This is a genomic window from Hydrogenophaga aromaticivorans (assembly GCF_013387465.1).
Taxonomy (GTDB): Bacteria; Pseudomonadota; Gammaproteobacteria; order Burkholderiales; family Burkholderiaceae_C; genus Hydrogenophaga; species Hydrogenophaga aromaticivorans.
The window spans coordinates 1,065,720-1,083,975 of record NZ_VYGV01000006.1 but is presented as its reverse complement, the minus strand read 5'-3'; the positions used below and the strand labels follow the sequence as shown (position 1 = coordinate 1,083,975).

Annotated in this window: 15 protein-coding genes; 4 read left to right on the top strand and 11 right to left on the bottom strand. The window is 66.6% G+C overall.

The annotated features are described in order from the left end of the window. From F3K02_RS09540 to F3K02_RS09510, 7 genes are all read right to left on the bottom strand, one after another. Positions 1 to 1,209 carry a cation:proton antiporter gene (locus F3K02_RS09540; protein WP_343067046.1) on the bottom strand — a complete coding sequence of 403 codons (1,209 nt, stop codon included), beginning with the start codon at positions 1,207 to 1,209 and terminating at the stop codon, positions 1 to 3. After that, positions 1,206 to 1,964 (bottom strand): class I SAM-dependent methyltransferase, encoded by a 759-nt coding sequence (locus tag F3K02_RS09535; RefSeq protein WP_177135321.1) that lies wholly within the window; start codon positions 1,962 to 1,964, stop codon positions 1,206 to 1,208. Before F3K02_RS09535 ends, F3K02_RS09540 begins: the two co-directional genes overlap by 4 nt. A 1-nt stretch (position 1,965) precedes the next feature. Further along, complete coding sequence (locus F3K02_RS09530) at positions 1,966 to 2,745, bottom strand: glycosyltransferase family 2 protein (protein ID WP_177135320.1); 780 nt, start codon at positions 2,743 to 2,745, stop codon at positions 1,966 to 1,968. After that, positions 2,738 to 3,514, bottom strand: a complete 777-nt coding sequence (locus F3K02_RS09525; protein ID WP_177135319.1) for a lysophospholipid acyltransferase family protein — start codon at positions 3,512 to 3,514, stop codon at positions 2,738 to 2,740. The genes F3K02_RS09530 and F3K02_RS09525 overlap by 8 nt, the downstream gene beginning before the upstream one ends. Then, positions 3,507 to 4,373, bottom strand: a complete 867-nt coding sequence (locus F3K02_RS09520; protein ID WP_177135318.1) for a MipA/OmpV family protein — start codon at positions 4,371 to 4,373, stop codon at positions 3,507 to 3,509. Before F3K02_RS09520 ends, F3K02_RS09525 begins: the two co-directional genes overlap by 8 nt. After that, complete coding sequence (locus F3K02_RS09515) at positions 4,370 to 5,704, bottom strand: NAD(P)/FAD-dependent oxidoreductase (RefSeq protein ID WP_177135317.1); 1,335 nt, start codon at positions 5,702 to 5,704, stop codon at positions 4,370 to 4,372. The genes F3K02_RS09520 and F3K02_RS09515 overlap by 4 nt, the downstream gene beginning before the upstream one ends. Before the next feature lie 128 nt (positions 5,705 to 5,832). Next, complete coding sequence (locus F3K02_RS09510; protein WP_177135316.1) at positions 5,833 to 7,470, bottom strand: NAD(P)/FAD-dependent oxidoreductase; 1,638 nt, start codon at positions 7,468 to 7,470, stop codon at positions 5,833 to 5,835. Positions 7,471 to 7,661: 191 nt separating this feature from the next. Between F3K02_RS09510 and F3K02_RS09505 the strand changes: the two genes are divergently transcribed. From F3K02_RS09505 to F3K02_RS09490, 4 genes are all read left to right on the top strand, one after another. After that, positions 7,662 to 8,405, top strand: a complete 744-nt coding sequence (locus F3K02_RS09505) for a COG4648 family protein (RefSeq protein ID WP_177135315.1) — start codon at positions 7,662 to 7,664, stop codon at positions 8,403 to 8,405. Between the two features lie 49 nt (positions 8,406 to 8,454). After that, a complete protein-coding gene (gene dnaE, locus F3K02_RS09500) occupies positions 8,455 to 12,021 on the top strand; it encodes a DNA polymerase III subunit alpha (RefSeq protein ID WP_177135314.1) in 3,567 nt (1,188 codons plus the stop codon). Between the two features lie 113 nt (positions 12,022 to 12,134). Next, the gene (locus tag F3K02_RS09495; RefSeq protein WP_177135313.1) at positions 12,135 to 14,369 is read left to right on the top strand and encodes an ATP-binding protein; all 2,235 of its coding nucleotides are present in this window, start codon (positions 12,135 to 12,137) and stop codon (positions 14,367 to 14,369) included. A 135-nt stretch (positions 14,370 to 14,504) separates the two neighbouring features. Further along, on the top strand, positions 14,505 to 15,599 hold the full coding sequence (locus F3K02_RS09490) for a transglutaminase-like domain-containing protein (protein ID WP_177135312.1): 1,095 nt from the start codon (positions 14,505 to 14,507) through the stop codon (positions 15,597 to 15,599). A gap of 138 nt (positions 15,600 to 15,737) precedes the next feature. Here F3K02_RS09490 and tolA read toward each other — a convergent pair whose 3' ends face one another. The 4 genes from tolA to ybgC are packed head-to-tail and all read right to left on the bottom strand — an operon-like array spanning position 15,738 to position 18,242. Further along, positions 15,738 to 16,637, bottom strand: a complete 900-nt coding sequence (gene tolA, locus F3K02_RS09485) for a cell envelope integrity protein TolA (protein WP_177135311.1) — start codon at positions 16,635 to 16,637, stop codon at positions 15,738 to 15,740. 11 nt (positions 16,638 to 16,648) lie between these two features. Next, on the bottom strand, positions 16,649 to 17,086 hold the full coding sequence (locus tag F3K02_RS09480) for an ExbD/TolR family protein (RefSeq protein WP_177135310.1): 438 nt from the start codon (positions 17,084 to 17,086) through the stop codon (positions 16,649 to 16,651). Between the two features lies 1 nt (position 17,087). Then, positions 17,088 to 17,780: a protein TolQ gene (gene tolQ / locus F3K02_RS09475; RefSeq protein ID WP_177135309.1), complete on the bottom strand. Its 693-nt coding sequence runs from the start codon at positions 17,778 to 17,780 to the stop codon at positions 17,088 to 17,090. 30 nt (positions 17,781 to 17,810) lie between these two features. Then, positions 17,811 to 18,242, bottom strand: a complete 432-nt coding sequence (gene ybgC / locus F3K02_RS09470) for a tol-pal system-associated acyl-CoA thioesterase (RefSeq protein ID WP_177135445.1) — start codon at positions 18,240 to 18,242, stop codon at positions 17,811 to 17,813. Between the last annotated feature and the right edge of the window lie 14 nt (positions 18,243 to 18,256).

The window sequence follows — 18,256 nt, the reverse complement described above, 5'->3', positions numbered from 1 at the left end:
TCAGGTGCTCTGACCGGCTGAACCCGCCAGCGCGCGCGAGCGGCGCATCTGCGGCTCCACCATCGGCACCGTCAGCATGGTGCTGGCCACCGCCATCAGCAGCAGGGCGGTGAAGGCCTCGCTGGTGATCACCTGTTTGTCCAGCAGGATGTTGGCGAAGATGATCATGATCAGGGCCTTGGTCTGCAGCAGCCAGCCGATGATCGATGCTTCACCCGGTGCCCAGTGCAGCACCCGTGCAGCGATGCGCACGCCGATCAGCTTGCCGGCCACCGAGGCCACGAGCAGCAGCGCGGCGGCGGCGAACACCTCGGTGCCGCCCACGGCCCAGTTGGTGCGTAGGCCGGTGGAGAGGAAGAACACCGGCATCATCACCAGCAGCACGTGGTGGCGCAGCAGGTCGAGCTTTTCCTGGTTGAACCAGTGGCCGTCCATGATGGCGCCGGCCAGGAACGCGCCGACCATGAAATGCAGGCCCGCCCAGTCCGCACCGAGGCCGCAAAGGGCCAGCCAGATCGGTGCCACGTACCAGCGGTCCGCCTCGTCCAGCCAGGCCATGAGGCGGCGAAACGCCAGGCCCAGCACCACGAAGGCGATCAGGAAGGCGAGCTGTTTGCCGATGCGGCTCCAGTCCATCAGGATCAGCGCCAGCACGCCCCAGATCGCGATGTCGTCCAGGCTGGCGTAGCGCAGGATGCGCTGGCCCAGCGGCTGGCGCAGGATGTCGAGCTTCTCCATCAGCAGGATCAGGATCGGCAGGGCGGTGACGGCGCAGGCCATGCCGATGCCCACCACGAACTGCCAGGTCTGTGCCTTCGGGCCCATCCAGCCGTCAAAACCCAGCAGCACGGCGGCCGCGCCGCAGCCCAGCAGCAGCGGAGCCCCCAGCGCCAGGCCGGCCGTGATGCCACTTTCGCGCCGGTGCTGCCAGGCCTTGCCGAGGTCGAGCTCGACGCCCGCGATCATCACGAACAGCATCACCGACCACCAGGCGATGCCGTTGAGCGAATGCACCACGGTGGGCGTGAAGACGAATTCGTAGTAGGCGGGGAACCAGTGGCCGAGCACGCCCGGGCCGAGCACGATGCCCATGACGATCTGCACCACCACCAGCGGCGCGAAATAGTCGGTCTTGAGAAGCCGCCAGACCAGCCAGGGAATGCTGAAGATGATCAGCATCGCGATCAGGAAGATTTCGGTGGTGTTCACGGTCGGCGCCCGGTGTACTCGCGGAAAACGCCCAGGGTGACCGAGCAGTCCACGTCGGTAAAACCGGCGAGCCTGAGCGCGCCTAGGATCTGCTCGGGGTCCAGCGCCGATTCGATGGTGTCGCCGTAGTACGCCCACAGCCGCTGGACGTCGGCGTGGCGGCGCGTGAGGCGCGCGAGCACCGGCACGACCACGGCGATGTGAAAGTGCAGCAGGCCGCGCAGCAGCCGGTTGCGGGGTCGGCTGATTTCCATGATGCAGACGCGACCGCCCGGGCGCAGCACGCGCAGGTATTCGGCGAACGCCAAGTTCAGGTCGCCGACGTGGCGCAGCGCGTAGCCCATGGACACAAAATCGACCTGCGCATCGGGCAGCGGAATGGCCTCGGCGTAGGCGACGATGGTTTCCACGTCTACCTTCTTGCGCAGCTCGGCCAGCATGCCCGGCGAGGGGTCGAGCGCCCACACGCGGCCCTGAGGCCCGACCAGTTCGACGCCAGCCACGGTGACCAGGCCGGTGCCCGCGGCCACGTCCAGCAGGGCCATGCCGGGCTTCAGGCCGTTGCGCTGCAACACCTCGCGCCGGTACCAGGCGCCGCTGCCCAGCCCGGTCAGTGCCTCGGCCTTGTCGTAGCCGGGCGCGGCTTCGTCAAACATGGTTTGCGTCATGCGGCGGCGTTCGTCCTCGCTGCCGAAATAGTGTTTCATGCGCGGGTCGGACTTCAGCGCGCTGGTGCGTTCTTGGGTATTGGTCATGTCAGTCTCCGGAGGCACGCAGACGGCGCCAGATCAGCAATGGCAGGCGCACCACAAAGCCCAGAAAGAGGCGGGTGTGCATCCAGGTGAGCAGGGTGTTGTCGCGCAGGTATTTGAAATGCGAGACGCCGCCTTCTTCGGCGCTGAGGTAGCGCACGGGCGCGTCGATGTTGATCGGCCGCACGCCGGCCCAGCACAGCCGCACCACCGCTTCCGGATCAAAGTCGAAACGCCGCATGAAAGGATTGGCTTGCATGATCCGGGACAGCGGCGCGATGGGGTAGACGCGGAAACCGTAAAGCGAGTCGCCGATGCCCATCCACAGCGTTTCCAGGTTCGCCCAGCCGTTGGACACCTTGCGGCCGTTGACGCGCAGGGCAGGGGCCTCGGGGCCGAACACCGGCTTGCCCAGCACCATGGCCTGGGGCGCCTTCAACGAAGCGGCCATGAAAGTGGGGATCAGGTCCGCCGGGTGCTGGCCGTCGGAGTCCATGGTGAGCGCGTGCGTGAAGCCGGCCTGGGCGGCCAGGCCGATGCCTTCGAGCACGGCCGATCCCTTGCCGCGGTTTTCCGGCAGCACGATGATGCGCAGGCCCTCGTCGCCTTGGGCCAGCGCCTGCAGACTGCGGTCGGTGCCATCGGTGCTGCCATCCACCACCACCCAGACGGGCGTCCATTGCGCGCGCGCCTGGCGCACCGTTTCCAGCACCTGCGGTCCGGGGTTGTAGCTGGGGATCAGGACCAGGTGGGTGGTCGATGGGGCGGGCGTGGTCTCAGGCATGGGTGGCGGTTGGCACGGGGGGCGTCAATTCTTGCCGGAAGTAGGCTTCCAGGGTCTGGGTGAAGGCAGAGTGGTCGGTGGGCGCATCGAACCGGCGACCGAGTCGGGCGCGGCAGTGCAGCGGCAGCGTGGGCTTGCGGAACAGGGGCCAGGCCTTGCCGAGGTAGGGGGTCGAAAACTCCAGGAACACCGTCTGCACCGGGGCTCCCGAGCGCCGGGCAATCAGTCCCAGCGTCGGGGTCAGCGGGTCCAGCGGAAAGGCCTTGGTGCGTGTGCCTTCGGGGAAGATCAGCACCTGCGCGCCGGTCTGCAGCGTTTCCCGACTTTGCTGCACGATCTGCAGCATGCCGTCGTTGCGGATGTAGCGCGCCAGCCGCGCTGCCGACCCGAACAAAGGGTGCAGCATCAGGGCCGCTTTCATGACGCAGACCACGTTGGGCAGTCGTGAGACGATCAGCACCGCGTCGAGCAGGGAGGGGTGGTTGGCGGCGATGATCAGCGGCCCCTGGTCGCGCAGCGTGTCCAGTTCGCTCAGGTCAAAACGGCACGAGCACAAGCCGCTGAGCAGGCGCAGGTAGAAGTGGAAACCCCCCTTGATGACGCGGCGGCCGAGGCGCTGGCCGACCGTGCGTGGCAGCAGCGGGTGCAGCAGCATGGCGAACGGCAGCCAGGCCAGGCACAGCGCGGCCAGGCTGCCCAGGCCGATGACCATGGCGACATGCTCATACAGCGTCCACAGCGGACCGTTCGGTGGGCGGCGCTCACTCATCAACCAGGACGCGCGTCGTCGATTCACCCAGGATCCAGGACACCGCCACACCCGCGGCGACGTAGTTCCGGGTGCGCACCAGGGGGCTGTCCACGAAGCGTGCTCCGTTCAGGTTGTCGTAGCGCAGGAAGGCACCGACCCAGTGTTTGGGGTAGCGCTTGGACACGCCCACGATGGCCTGCATGCCCGCGAACCCGCCACCGGCCGCGTAGGCCTGGCGATCAGCGGTGGCGTAGGCCGCGTCGACGCCATAGAAGTAGCCGTGCTGCTTGCGGTCGCCGAACAGGGGGCCGAGCTGCAGCCCCAGGTTCCAGCCGGGAAAGCCGGCGAGGTCGCTGATGTCCAGGTTGAGCTTGGGGTGCAGCACCCAGCCCAGGCTTCGGGACTGTTTTTCCAGCGTGAAAGCGGCACGCAGGGGCAGCAGCAGCTTGAGCTCGCGGTTGCGGTCGTCCGTGCGCCACAGGGACAGGTTCAGCTGGGGTCCGAGTTCGAAGTTGGTCTTCAGGTCCGGCATGCCGGCGCGCGCGCGGATGTCGTCGCTGGAGGCCGGCGGCGAGAGCGCGGCCGAGAAGGTCAGCTCCGCGCGGTCCGAGTCGAACAATTGCGCACGCACGCCGTCGCGATCGGCCTTCAGGAACTCGCCGCGGTAGACGAAGTAGGGTGTGGGCAGCAGAAATTGGTGGCGCTGGTCAGACCCCCGGTAGGCGGGGAAGCTGACCGTGGCCACGCCGATACCGGCTTCCCACAGCGGTTTTTCTTCGGCAGCCTGAGCGGTCTGGCCGGCGCCGCACAGCAGCAAGGCGCAGGCGGCAACCTGCCGGAGGGAAGGCCATGCAGGGCGGCGGTGTGGGAAGCTCATGCGTTGTACAGGGCGGGGTCGTCCACCTTGCGGATGTTGAAACGGCGCCGTTGCCAGGCCATGAACGCGCGTTTGGGCTGCAGGATGTTGGCGGTGTAGTACATCGCCTTGAAGACGAGGATCGAGCGCCAGATCGGCGTCTTGCCGAACACGTCGCCCGCGAGCACCGACAGGATCGCTTCCTTGACCCGCAGCACGTTCCGGGGACCCATGAGGAAGTCGCGCATGATGGGATTGGTGACCCGGTAGATGAACCAGGAGAATTCCCGGGGCCCGTGGCGCATGACACGGTCGAAGCGTTTGAGCGCTGCACCGGCCCGCTGCGGTTCGCGCAGGCAGGTGTCGACGGTGTCCGCGCCCACCACGGCGCTGTGCATGGCCAGCCAGACACCGGACGAGAACACCGGGTCGATGAAGGCGTAGGCATCGCCCAGCATCAGGTAGCTGGGGCCGTGGTTGCTCTGCGAGACGTAGGAGAAATTGCCGGTGGCCTCCGCGGGGCTGACCTGGCGGGCGTCCTTGAGGCGTTCGACGAGCGGTTCGCAGGTGGCGATGTTGTCCATCATGAACTGCTGCAGGCTGCGCTGCCCGCGCGTCTTCATGTGGTACGGCCAGGTCACCATGCCGATGCTGGTGGTGCCGTTGGTGAGGGGAATGAACCAGAACCAGCCGTGGGCAAACCAGAAGATGGTGATGTTGCCTTCATCGGCACCTTCGCGCCGTTGTGCGCCGTCAAAGTGCGCGTACACGGCCGAGCTGTTGTGGTGCGGGTTGCGCTGCTTGATCTTGAAGCGGTTGGCGAGGAAGGTGTCGCGCCCCGAGGCGTCGATCACGAAGCGCGCGCGCCATTGCATCTCCTGGCCATCGTCGCAGCGCGCCGTGATGTCGGCGCCGCCTTCGGCCAGGAAATCCACCTTCGTGACCTTGACGCCTTCGTGCACCCGAGCGCCCTTGGCGGCGGCGTGGCGGAACAGGATGTCGTCGAAGTCCGCGCGCCGGACCTGGTAGGCGCTGGGCATGGACTTGTCCCAGGCATCGGCAAAATGAAACGTCTGTGTGCAATCGTGATCGGGCGACACGAACTCGGCGCCGGGCTTGTGCATGCCGATCGCCTTGATCTGATCGGCGATGCCCATCTTTTCGAACAGCGGCAGGTTGGCCGGCAGCAGCGATTCGCCGATGTGGAAGCGGGGGTGGTGGGCTTTTTCAAGCACCACCACGTGGTGCCCCTTTTCGGCCAGCAAGCTGGCCACGGTCGAGCCGGCGGGGCCGCCGCCGATCACGAGCACGTCGCAGGTGGGGCCTGGTTCCCCCTGGGCCTTTGGATTCATGGGATGTGACTTTGAAATGCCGACGGGCGGACAGCGTTGATGGGCGGCTGGAAGCCCCGAATGATAGTCTTTCCGCCCTGGCGAACAGCGGGCGGCGGGTCCACCGCGATGAGGCGGGGTCCGGAGCTTCAGAAGACGGTTTCGGGCAGCATGCGGGCGCTGTTCGATAACGATCCCGCGTCAGCGGTCGCCGGCAGCAACGCGGTCAGTTCGCCGGCCTGGAGGTCCGGATGGTCGGTCTGGGCCCGCAGGATGATCTCGCAAGCCAGCTGTTTCAGGCGGAGGTGGGATTCGCGGATGCGCGCCAGGAAGCCTTCGGTGTCCAGATCGTCGTTCAGGCTGCGGTTGAGTTCCGCGAACCAGGGTATCTCGGCCTGGTCGAGCATCACCGCCGGGTTGCGCTTCTGGCTCACCAGCGACCACTGGCGCAGGAACGCCTGCACCAGCACGTTGATTTGCTGGCACTCGGCCAGTTCGCTGCGCAAAGCGGCGAGCGACGAGAGGTCGGTCAGGCGCTGGTGGAAGAAGAACTGGGCCAGCACGCCCCAGTAATAGGTGTAGTCCCAGATCACCTTGACCGGCAGCACCTCCGGGTCACCAAACAGCGGGTACTGGTCCTGGTACAGCACCATGGTGCTGTCGTAGAACGAATGGAACAGCTGGTCAAAGATCTGCGCGCGCGCGCCCAGCCGTTCGCCGCGCCGGTCCATGGCGATCAGTTCGGTGACGTAGGTGTTGCTGATGGCGATGAAGTCGCTGCCCGGCGAGTAGAACGGGTCGAGGAACAGGCCGGCTTCGCCGGTGAGGGCCCAGCGGTCGGCCGAAAATACCTGTTTGCAGCCGTAGGAGAAGCGCTTGAAGAAGGCGAAGTCCTGCAGCAGGTCCCGCTTGGGGTCCAGTTCGTCGAACAGCAGGGGCTGGTACTGTTCCAGCCAGGTCATGGCCTTGTCGAACGTGTCCATGGTGGCGAGTGGGTGGATCGCCGGGTCGGCCACGATGCCGACCGAGTGCGAACCGGACGACAGCGGGATGAGCCAGACCCAGTAGCCGGCGCCCACCAGGTGGTTGGTCGAGAGCCAACGTGCCTGGGGGTCGCAGCGCTCGCGCCAGGCGGTGTTGTCGCTCCAGCCGTCGATGTGGATGCGGTCCTTGATGCGGAACCAGACCGCGTGGGCCGGGTGGTCGTTGAGCTCGGCCAGGTTGAGCTTGCGCTTGAGCAAGCCAGCCCGGCCACAGGCGTCCACGATCCAGCGTGCGTTGACGGTGTGCTGTGCGCCCTGGTGTTCGTAAACCACCTGATGGGTCGCAGGGGAATCCGGTTCACCGTTGGTCAGTTCGACCTGCCGCACCATGGCGGTTTCGACAAAACGGACGCCCCGTTCCTGGGCTTCGATCGCGAGGAAGTTCTCGAAAATTCCGCGATCGATCTGGTAACTGGGCACCGAGAGGTGGCGGCTGGCCCCGATTTCGGTGACCTGGTCGATGTCGCGCCGACCTTCGGAGAAGAAGAAGCGGAAGCCGAACTTGCGCAACTGCCGTTCCCTGAGGTGTTCGCCGAGGCCGAGCACCTTGTCGAAGTAGTGCGCGCCGATTTCGACGGACGATTCGCCGATCTTGTGGATGGCCTCGGGAACCGGGTGGGCGCGCCGCTCCAGCACCAGGATGTTGATGTCCGGTTCGCGCCGTTTCAATTGCATGGCCAGCGTGAGCCCGGCCAGACCACCACCGAGGATGACGACGTCGTGAAGTGGCGGTGTGTTTCCCATCGCAGGAGTATCGCCTCAAAAGCTCACCGCTATTGCTGCGGCGTTTTGGCAGGCCGAGCGGGGGACTCGTTAAAATCGAAGCTTCATCCTTCCGGGCTTGTCGCGGTGCCTTCAAGTGCAGCCCCGGCACCCGCACGGTGCGCCCAAGCTGTCGGGACGCGCCCCACCCCACGACCGAACGCTCCCTCCCGATGTCATCCCATCCGTCCGATACCGTTGAAGTCCTGCTGCCCGACGTGGTGGCCAGTGGGGCTGGGCCTGGGCGCCCAGGGGTGGGCGGCGGCACGTCGATGGTGTGGAACTGGGTTCGCGGCATCGGCGTGGCCCTGCTGACCGTGGTCTGGGCGGTGACAGCGCACTACACGAGCACCGGCAACGAGTCTTCCGGCTGGGGGGCGGCACTGGCGCTGACGCCCATGAGCATGGCGCTGGCACTGGGCCTGTGGCGTCTGCCCTCGCGCTGGCTGGGGGCATTGGCCGGGGCCGCGGTGCTGACGGGGCTGGTCGTGTCGTGGCCGTTCCTCAAGGGCCAGGTGGCGCTGCTCTACTACGTGGAGCATCTGGGCGTCTATCTTTTGCTGTCGGTCTTTTTCGGGCGCACCCTGAAGGGACCGGAGGAGTCGCTGGTGACCCAGATGGCGCGGCGCGTGCACGGCGGCGTGCTCTCGCCCGCGCAGGCCGCCTACACCCGCCAGGTCACCCTGGCCTGGTGCGTTTTCTTTGCCGGCATGGCGCTGATTTCCACGCTGCTGTTCCTGTTCGCGCCGGTGGCGGCCTGGTCCCTCTTTGCCAACCTGCTGGGTGGACCGTTGATCGCGCTGATGTTCGTGGGCGAATACCTCTGGCGCCGCCGCGCCTTGCCCGAAGAGAAGCGGGCCACCATGGCCGACGCCGTGCGCGCCTGGAAGGCCCAGCGTTCGGACAAAGCGCCTTGAAGGCGCTTTGAGCTTCGCCCGCCGACCCACCCCGAGACAAGTTAGACCGATGTTCATCCACCTTCGCCTGCACACCGAGTTCTCCGTCGTTGACGGCACCAACCGCATCGACGACGTGGTCGCCGCCGCGGCCGCCGATGGCCAGCCCGCGCTGGCGATCACCGACCTGAGCAACCTGTTTGGTGCGGTCAAGTTCTACAAGGCCGCTCGCGGCGAGGGCGTGAAGCCCTTGCTGGGCGCCGAGGTGATGCTGCAGGGCTTCACCGAAGAAACGCCAAACGCCATGCCCGGCAGCCACCAGCCGGCCGCGCCGCGCGTGATCCTGCTGGTGCAGGACAAACAGGGCTACCTGAACCTGAGCGAGCTGCTGGCGCGCGCCTGGACGCGCAGCGACGGCCGGGGCGGGGCGCTGGTCCAGCGCGAATGGCTGGAAGAACTCAACGGTGGTCTGCTGATGCTCTCGGGCGCACAGGCCGGGCCGGTCGGGCAGGCGCTGATCCAGGGCGATGCGAACCGTGCCGCCGACGTGGCCCTGAAGCTCGCCGGCCTGTTCACGCACCGCTTCTACATCGAACTGCAGCGCGCCGGCCGTGTGGACGACGAACGCCATGTGACGGCCGCCGTGCAGCTGGCGGCCCGGCTGCACCTGCCGGTGGTGGCCACGCACCCGGTGCAGTTCCTGGAGCCCGACGACTACGAGGCGCACGAAGCGCGCGTCTGCATTTCTGACGGCGAGATCCTGGGCAACAACCGGCGCGTGCGCCGCTTCACGCGTGAGCAGTACTTCAAGAGTGCGGCGCAGATGGAAGCGCTGTTCGCCGACATCCCCAGCGCCGTGACCAACACGCTGGAGATCGCCAAGCGCTGCAGCCTCACGCTGGTGCTGGGCAAACCGCAGCTGCCCAACTTCCCGATCCCGCCGGTGGATGGCGTGATCATGTCCGTGGAAGACTATTTCCGCCACGTCTCGTACGAGGGGCTGGAGGGGCGGCTGAAGCACCTCTTTCCCGACGAGGCCAAGCGCGAAGCCGTGCGCGCGCGCTACGTGGAGCGCCTGGAGTTCGAACTCAACACCATCCTGAAGATGGGCTTCCCGGGCTACTTCCTGATCGTGTCGGACTTCATCAAGTGGGCGAAAGAAAACGGCTGCCCGGTGGGTCCGGGCCGGGGCTCCGGTGCCGGCTCGCTGGTGGCCTACGCGCTGCTGATCACCGATCTCGACCCGCTGCAGTACAACCTGCTGTTCGAGCGCTTCCTGAACCCGGAGCGGGTGTCCATGCCCGACTTCGACATCGACTTCTGCCAGTCGAATCGCGACCGCGTGATCGACTACGTGAAGGACCGCTACGGCAAGGACGCCGTGAGCCAGATCGCCACCTTCGGCACCATGGCCGCGCGCGCGGCCATCCGCGACGTCGGCCGGGTGCTCGATTTCTCCTACGGCTTCTGCGACGGCATTTCCAAGCTGATCCCCAACAAGCCGGGCATGTCGGTCACGCTGCAGTACCCGCCCAACCCCAAGGTGGAGGGCGACAAGAACAACTACGCGATCGAGATGGAGCCGGTGCTGGCCGAGCGCATCCAGAAGGAAGACGACGTCAAGACGCTCATCGAGCTGGCGCAGAAACTCGAAGGCATGACGCGCAACATCGGCATGCACGCCGGCGGTGTGCTGATCGCGCCGGGCAAGCTGACCGACTTCTGCCCGCTCTACATGCAGCCGGGCAGCGACTCGGCCGTGAGCCAGTACGACAAGGACGACGTGGAGGCCATCGGCCTGGTGAAGTTCGACTTTCTGGGCCTGGCCACGCTGACCATCCTGGAGATCGCGCGCGAGTTCATCATGAAGCGCCACAAGGGCCAGGAGAACTTCCGCTTCGAAGACATTCCACTGGACGACCAGCGCGTGTATGCGCTGTTCTCGCGCGGTCAGACCGAAGCCGTGTTCCAGTTTGAAAGCCGCGGCATGCAGGGCATGCTGAAAGACGCCAAGCCCAGCCGTCTGGAAGACCTGATCGCCCTGAACGCGCTCTACCGCCCGGGCCCGATGGACCTGATCCCCAGCTTCGTGGCGCGCAAGCACGGGCGCGAGGTGATCGAGTACCCGCACCCGCTGGTGGCCGAGATGCTGAGCGAGACCTACGGCATCATGGTCTACCAGGAGCAGGTGATGCAGACCGCGCAGATCCTGGGCGGTTATTCGCTCGGCGGCGCCGACATGCTGCGCCGCGCGATGGGCAAGAAAAAGGCCGAGGAGATGGCCGAACACCGCGCGATCTTCCGCGCCGGTGCGGCGAAGAACGGCATCTCCCAGGAAAAGGCCGACGAGGTTTTTGACCTGATGGAGAAGTTCGCGGGCTACGGCTTCAACAAGTCGCACGCCGCCGCCTACTCGCTGCTGGCGTACCACACCGGCTGGCTCAAGGTGCACTACACCGCCGAGTTCTTCTGCGCCAACATGACGGTGGAAATGGACGACACCGACAAGCTCAAGGTGTTGTGGGAAGACGCGAAGAAGATGGGCATCAGCTTCGAGGCGCCCGATGTGAACCGCGGGTTCCACCGCTTCGAGCCCATCACCGACAAGTCCATCCGCTACGGCCTGGGCGCCATCAAGGGCACGGGCCAGCAGGCCATCGACGCCATCGTGGCGGCGCGCGAAGGCCGCGGTGAAGGCCCCAACGGCGCCGAGACCGGCCCGTTCAAGAGTCTGTTCGATTTCTGCCGCCGCGTGGACCGCCAGCGCCTGAACAAGCGCACGGTGGAAGCCCTGATCAAGGCCGGTGCCTTCGACTCGCTGCACCTGAACCGGGCCGAGGTGCTGGCCTCGGTGGAGGTGGCGTTCGACTTCGCCGCCGCCAGCGTGGCCAACGCCAACCAGGGCGGCCTGTTCGACATGATGGGCGAGGACGACCACGGCTCCAGCACGCAGGAGCCCGACCTGGTGTCCACCATGCCCTGGGGCGTGAAAGAGCGTCTGACGCTGGAGAAGACCGCCCTCGGCTTCTATTTCTCCGGCCATCTGTTCGACGAGGTGCAGCGCGAGGTGCGGCGCTTCGCGCGCACCGAGCTGGGCGATGTGAAGGAGAGCCGCGACCCGGTGATCCTGGCCGGCATCGTGACCGACTTCCGGATCATCAACGGACAACGCGGCAAGCTCGCGCTGTTCAAGATCGACGACAAGACGGCGGTGCTGGAAGTCAGCGCCGACGAGAACCTGATCAACCTGCACCGCAACCTGCTGAAGGACGACGAACTCATCGTGGTGCAGGCCGTGGCCCAGCCGGACCGTTTTTCGGGTGGCCTGCGGCTGAAGATCCAGCAGATCTGGGACCTGGCCGCAGCACGCTGCCGCTTCGGCAAGTTCCTGCGCGTGGCGGTGAACGGCACGGCGCCTGCCGTCGCCACGCTGGTGCGCGAATTCCCGCCCAAGCGTGAGCTGACCGATCAGGGCGAGCTGTTGCGCGGCCTGCCGGTGCGGCTGGCGCTGCAGCGCGCGGGCGCGCAGTGTGAACTGCAGCTGGACGACCGGGCGCTGTTCTTTCCGACCGATGCGGCGCTGGCGAGCTGGATGGCCCAGGCGCACGAGCGGCGCGCCGAGATCGTGTTCGATTGACCCCGGATTCGCGTGTGGAGGTGGTAACGGGTGGTCATTCTGCGCAGCCCGTCACGCCCGCACCGGGTTTGTCGCTTCAGTTGCCGTCAACGGCGCCGATGATTCGGATAGCCATGAAACTGCAACACAAAGCCTGGGCGCTGGTCCTGGTCGTCGTCGGACTGTGCGCTTCGAGCGCCATGCTCGGAGCGCGCTACTTCGTCGGGGATTCTTTCAAACATCTGGAAGCCGATCGTGCCGCGCGCGAGGGCGAGCGCGCCCGTCGCGTCCTCAACCAGCAGCTCCAGTCCCTGAGCGCCACCGCCCGCGACTATGCGTTCTGGAGTGATGCCGTCGACTACGTGCAGGGCAAGGACGCTGGCTTCATGTCGGACAACTTCGATGTCGAAAACATGGGCTACCTCCGCATCGCCGAGGTGGTGGTGTTCGATGCGCAGGGCAAGGTACTGGCCACCGTCGCCCGGCGTGGCGAGGGCGAACTGGCCAGCGTGTTGCCCGAGCGCGTCGCCCCCCTGGCCGAACTCGCCGCACCGGTCCTGGCGTCCAGCAACCCCAAGGACGCGCTGCAAACCCTGCGGGTGACAGATGACCAGCTGGATCTGGTGGTGGTGGCCGCGGTGCACCTGCCGGGGCTGGAAGGCCAGAAACCGCAGGGTGCCATCGCCATGGTGCGCCGTTTCGAGGAACGTGAGCTGGCGGGCTTTGCCGAGGTGTTGATGATGCCGACGCGCCTGTCGTTCGCCAACCCCGGTCATGACGGGCAGGACGTTCACGTCGAGCCGGTGGATGACACGCTCGACGAGTTGCACGCCGTGTTGCGCGACCACCTCGGCCGCCCTGTGGCCGAACTGGTGCTGGGGCTGGACCGGCGGCTGCAGCAGCAAGGTGAAGCGCTGGCCTGGAGTGGCATGGGTCTGGCCGCCGTGGCGGGCCTGCTGGCCAGTGCACTGCTGGTGCTGCTGCTGGACCACCTGATGTTGCAGCGCCTGCAGCGCTTGCACGCCGACCTGAAGGGCATCACCGAGCACGGGCCCAGTGCCTCGGGGCTGGTGCGTGTGCAAGGGGATGACGAACTGGCCCAGCTGGCGAATGGGGTCAACGGACTGCTGCTGCGCGTGCGGCACGATGCCGAGGTGCAGCGCAGCGCCCACGAACGGCAGGAAGCGCTGCAGATGCAGCTGATGCAGAGCCAGAAAACCGAGGCGCTGGGGCGCCTCACCGGGGGCATCGCCCACGATTTCAACAACTCGCTGGCCGCGATCACCGGTTGGGTCAGGCTGGCGGTCGAGGACTTGCCGGACACCCAGCACCCCAGCCACGAAGCCTTGCAGCAGGCCCTGAAAGCGACGCGCTATGCCGATGGCCTGATGCGCCAGCTGCTGGCTTTTGGCCGCCAGACTCCGCCCAAGCTGCGGCGCCTGCACTGGACCAACCTGATCGAGGAAACCCGGCAGATGGTGGGTTCGGGCCTGACGCGCGATTGCGAACTGGTGGTGGACTACCGGGTGGACGACGACGAGGTCGATGCCGACCCCACGCAGCTGCAGCAGGTGCTGGTGAACCTGTTGATCAACGCCGCCGACGCCATGCAGGGCAAGGGCCGTATCGAACTCACGCTGGATGCCCTGGACCTGCCGCTGTCCCCGGCGCAGGCCGTGCCGCCTGGCGCGGCCGGGCTGGAGCCCGGTCACTACCTGGTGCTGACCGTGCGCGACCACGGCGCTGGCGTGGCACCCGAGCACCTGGACCGGGTGTTCGAACCGTTTTTCACCACCAAGGCCAAGGGGCGTGGCACCGGGCTGGGCCTGTCGGTGGCCCAGGGCATCGTGGTGCGCCACCACGGCGGCCTCGGGCTGCGCAACGAAACCGACGGGGGCGCCTGCTTCCATCTTTACCTGCCCGCCAGCCGGCGCGATGCAACGGTCGATCCGGTCACAGCGCCAGGCGGGGGGCCCGGTCTGGGACGCCAGCTCCTGTTTGTGGACGACGACCAGTTGGTGCGCCACGCCTGGAGCGCGCTGCTGGAGCGCAAGGGCTGGAACGTGACCCGCTCGCGCGACGGGGAAGAAGGCTGGGCGCAGTTCGTGCAGACCGGCAAGCGCTGGGATGTGGTGCTGACCGACCAGTCCATGCCACGCCTCGATGGCGTGGGGCTGGCGCAGCGCATCCGCGCCACCACGTCACCCCCACCCATCGTGCTGATGAGCGGTCATGTCAACGAGATCGCCCCCGAGCTGGTGACTTCGCTGTTTGCCGCCGTGCTGCACAAGCCGGTGGATGCGGCCGAACTCCAGCGCGTGCTGCAGGACGTGCTCGCGGGCGTCGGAGCCACGCCAGCCGCTGACTGAGCGGGTCCGCTTCGCCCGGTCCGTCCGGGTTTTGCGCGCGCCAGCAATGTTTGCATGGCGGCTTTCCCGTCCGATGGAAGAATGGCTTCCAGAGCCGCCTCACAAGGTGGTCAGATTGGTCAGGGAGGAAACATCATGTCGCAACCATCGGGGCTGCCGCCGCGGGCTGTTCTGTTGTCTTTGTTTGGCGATTCACCGCTGGGTCTGCATTTGGGGCTCCGCACCAGCCATCTCTTCAACCTGGGCTCCGTGCAGCGGCTCCAGCCGGGGCAGACGCTGCCGAACCACGGTGGGTGCCCGGTGCACCTGGTGCTCGCCGGGCGGCTGGCCGGTGGCGGGGACTGGTGGGGGCCGGGTAACCACTTCGCCGCCCGGGGCCCGGCGCGGCAGGCTCTGGACACCGACACCTTGGTCTGGAGTCTCGACGCCACCCAGGCGATCTGGCGGTCGGCTGCGGCTCAGCACCTGCGCAGCGCCTGGGCCGAGGCCCTCTTGGCGGTCGATCGGTCCGAGCTCGGCGCCCGCTTTCCCGATGACTTGCCCGACCCGAAAACCCTGTGCGATCACGGACACCCAACGATCCGCCAGCTGGCGCAATCGCTGGAGCGCACCACGCCAGCCGATACCGCAGAGACCATCCTCCGTTTCGTGCGGTCCATGCCCTACCGGTTTGGCCTCCGGCAGGAGCTGGCGTCGGACACCCTGGCGCGGGGCAGCGGCGTGTGCACCGCCAAGGCCAACCTGCAGGTGGCGCTGATGCGCGCGGTGGGCATCGAGGCGGGGTTTGTCGAGGCCCCGCTCGACATGGGGACCCTGGGTGCGCTCATGCCCGACGGCTGGCGCGCACAGATGGGCGCCCGTGTGAAACACCACTTCGCAGCGGCCCGGCTCGGCGGGCGCTGGCACGCGGCCGATGCCTCGTTTTGCGACCCCAGTTGCTCGCTGTTCACGGAAGCTGCGCCGCAGCTTGCCGCGGTGGTTCCGGTCCGGCTTCAGGAGGGGCGCCCCGTCCATCCGGTGGCCGTCATCAACGGCACCGATCCGTTCGAGATCCGCGTCCTGCCCGATCTGGGTGCCGAGATGGGCAAGAAGAGCCGCTTCCTGCCCCGGCATTTCGAGGCCATGAACACCCGGTTGGACCGGGCCCGGTTCAACCACCCGGTCAAGGTGCGGGCCGCCTCCACAACCACTGTCATCACATTGCGACCTGGCGAAAGTGCACCCGCATGAGGCAGTACATCCGCGGGCCCATGGTCGAGGCCGGTGGCGCGCACCCTTGAAAGGCAAACAGCAGATTGAGGCCCAGGTGGCTGGAACCCCTCGATGCTGGGTGTCCTGAACCGTTGCGCGGAGCGCGGGCAGAGGCGCTCAGTCCAGCGGGCGCATCTCCACGATCATCGGCGATGGCACCGTCCCATCGGTGTCGCGGGGCAGGCTGCCGGTGCGGTCGATGGCGCGCAGGGCAGCATCGTCCCAGGCGGGATTGCCACTGCTTTTCACCACGCGACGCGAGGAGATGGTGCCATCGGCCAAGGTCCGAACCTCAATCTCGGTCAGCAGATTCCGGGGGAGCTCTTGAGAGATGCGGATGTTGGGACGGATGCGTTCACGCACCCGGTTGCCGTAGCCCGACGACGGGCCGCTTGATCGGGCCGCAGAACCGCGCGCATCAGGGTTGCCACTGGCCCCGACCTGACCCATCATGCGGGCCACCTGTTCGCGACGGAGCTGGTCGCGCAACTTCTCTTCTGCGACCTCTCTGGCCCTTTCGGCCTTCTCCGCTTTCTGGTCAGCCAGTTTTTTCTCTCGGGCCTTTTTTTCGGCAGCGAGCTTCTCGGCGGCTTCCTTCTTCGCCTCTTTTTCTTTTTCCTGCGCCTCGGCCTTGCGCTTGGCCTCGATCTTTTTCGCCTCTTCCCGCTTCTCGGCCTCGGCTTTCTTCTTGGCCTGGGCGGTGGCGATGTCGGCCTCTTTCACCGCTGGCGGCGGCGGCGGTGCCGGGCGCGGTTCGGGTTTGGGTTCGGGCCGTTTCTCGGGTTCCGGTGGTGGCGGCGGAGGAGGGGGGGGCTGCACCGCGCGCGGTGCGGCTTCGCGCGGCACGGCGGACCAGAGTTCGGCCTCGAACGACACCAGCGGTTCGTCCTTCCAGTGCACGCCCCAGGTGAGCGCGCCCATGAGCAGGGCATGCGCCAGCAACGCCAGCCCGACAGGGCCCAGCCAGCGGCCCGGACGAGGTGGCTTGAGGTCGTGGGTGTCGGCGGTGATCTGCATGGCGGGGCGGGTCAGCGCGTGGTCTGGACCGACAGGCCGACACGTTGGACACCCGCGCGCTGCAGGGTGTCCATCGCCTTGACCACGGTCTCGTACTTGATGCCCTTGTCGGCGCTGATGACCACGGGGACCTTGTCGGCTTCACCACCTTCTGACGCCGCCTGCAGCTTGCGCACTTCGTCGGCGAGTTGCGTCATCTTGATGCTGCGACCGTCTTTGTTGGACAGGCCCTCGCGCACCTCGATGCCCTCGTCCTTGTCGATGATGACCTGCACGAAATCCTTGGGTTGCGCGTTGGCCTGACCGACGCTGGGCAGATCGATCTGGCTCGGCGAGATCAGTGGCGCCGTGACCATGAAGATGATCAGCAGCACGAGCATGACGTCGATGAACGGGACCATGTTGATCTCGTTCTTGGTGCGCCGTGGGCGACGGGACGACGTCGCCATGTCAGTGTCCGGAGGCAGACTGGTTGCCCAGGTTGCGCTGCAGGATGTTGGAGAACTCTTCCATGAACGTTTCCATGCGGCTGGCCGCGCGGTCGATGTCGTGGGCGAAGCGGTTGTAGGCCACCACCGCGGGGATGGCGGCGAACAGGCCGATGGCGGTGGCGACCAGGGCTTCGGCGATGCCGGGCGCCACGCTGGCCAGCGTCACCTGGGCGAGGGCGGCCAGGCCGGTGAAGGCGTGCATGATGCCCCAGACGGTGCCAAACAGGCCGACATAGGGCGCCACGGAGCCGACCGTACCGAGGAAGGAGAGATTGGCTTCCATCACGTCGAGCTCGCGCTGGAAGCTCGCGCGCATGGCGCGGCGGGCGCCGTCGAGCAGGGTGCCGTTGTCGGTGATGTGGCGTTCGCGCAGTTTCTGGTATTCGCGCATGCCGCTGGCGAAGATGCGTTCCAGCGGGCCGCCGTGGCGTGCGCTCTGGGCGGCGGCGGCGTAGAGGTCGTTGAGGTTGGCACCGGACCAGAACTCGCGTTCAAAATCTTCGTTGTGCGCGTTCACCCGCTTGAGCGCAAAGACTTTGCGGAAGATGGCGGCCCAGCTGATGATGGACACCACCACCAGCAACAGCACCACGGCCTGGACCACCCAGCTCGCGTTGAGCAGCAACTGGACGATGGAGAGTTCTTGGGTCATGTCGTTCGGAGTGGTTGGAAGGAGAAAGGTTCAGGTGTTCGGGCTGCCCGGCAGGGCCATGACATCCAGCACCGCGGTGGGGATGCGCTGGGGTCGCATGGTAGCGGTATTCACCCAGCCGATGCGGATGCTGCCTTCACAGAGCAGCACATCGGTTTCACCAACCTGCTGCGCTTTCAGGAGCGCAGACTGCCTGATTGTGAGGGAGGCCTTGCCGACTTCCAGCACACGGGCGGTAACCAAAAGCAAATCGTCCAGCCGGGCCGGCCGCAGGTAGCGCACCTGGGTGTCGGTCACGACAAACATGCCACCCGCTTCTTCGCGCAGGCGTTGCTGCTGGATGCCCAAACCACGCAGCCACTCGGTGCGGGCGCGCTCGAAGAACTTCAGGTAGTTGGCGTAGAACACGATGCCGCCGGCGTCGGTGTCCTCCCAGTACACGCGGACTGGCCATTGAAATATGGCCCCCACACTCC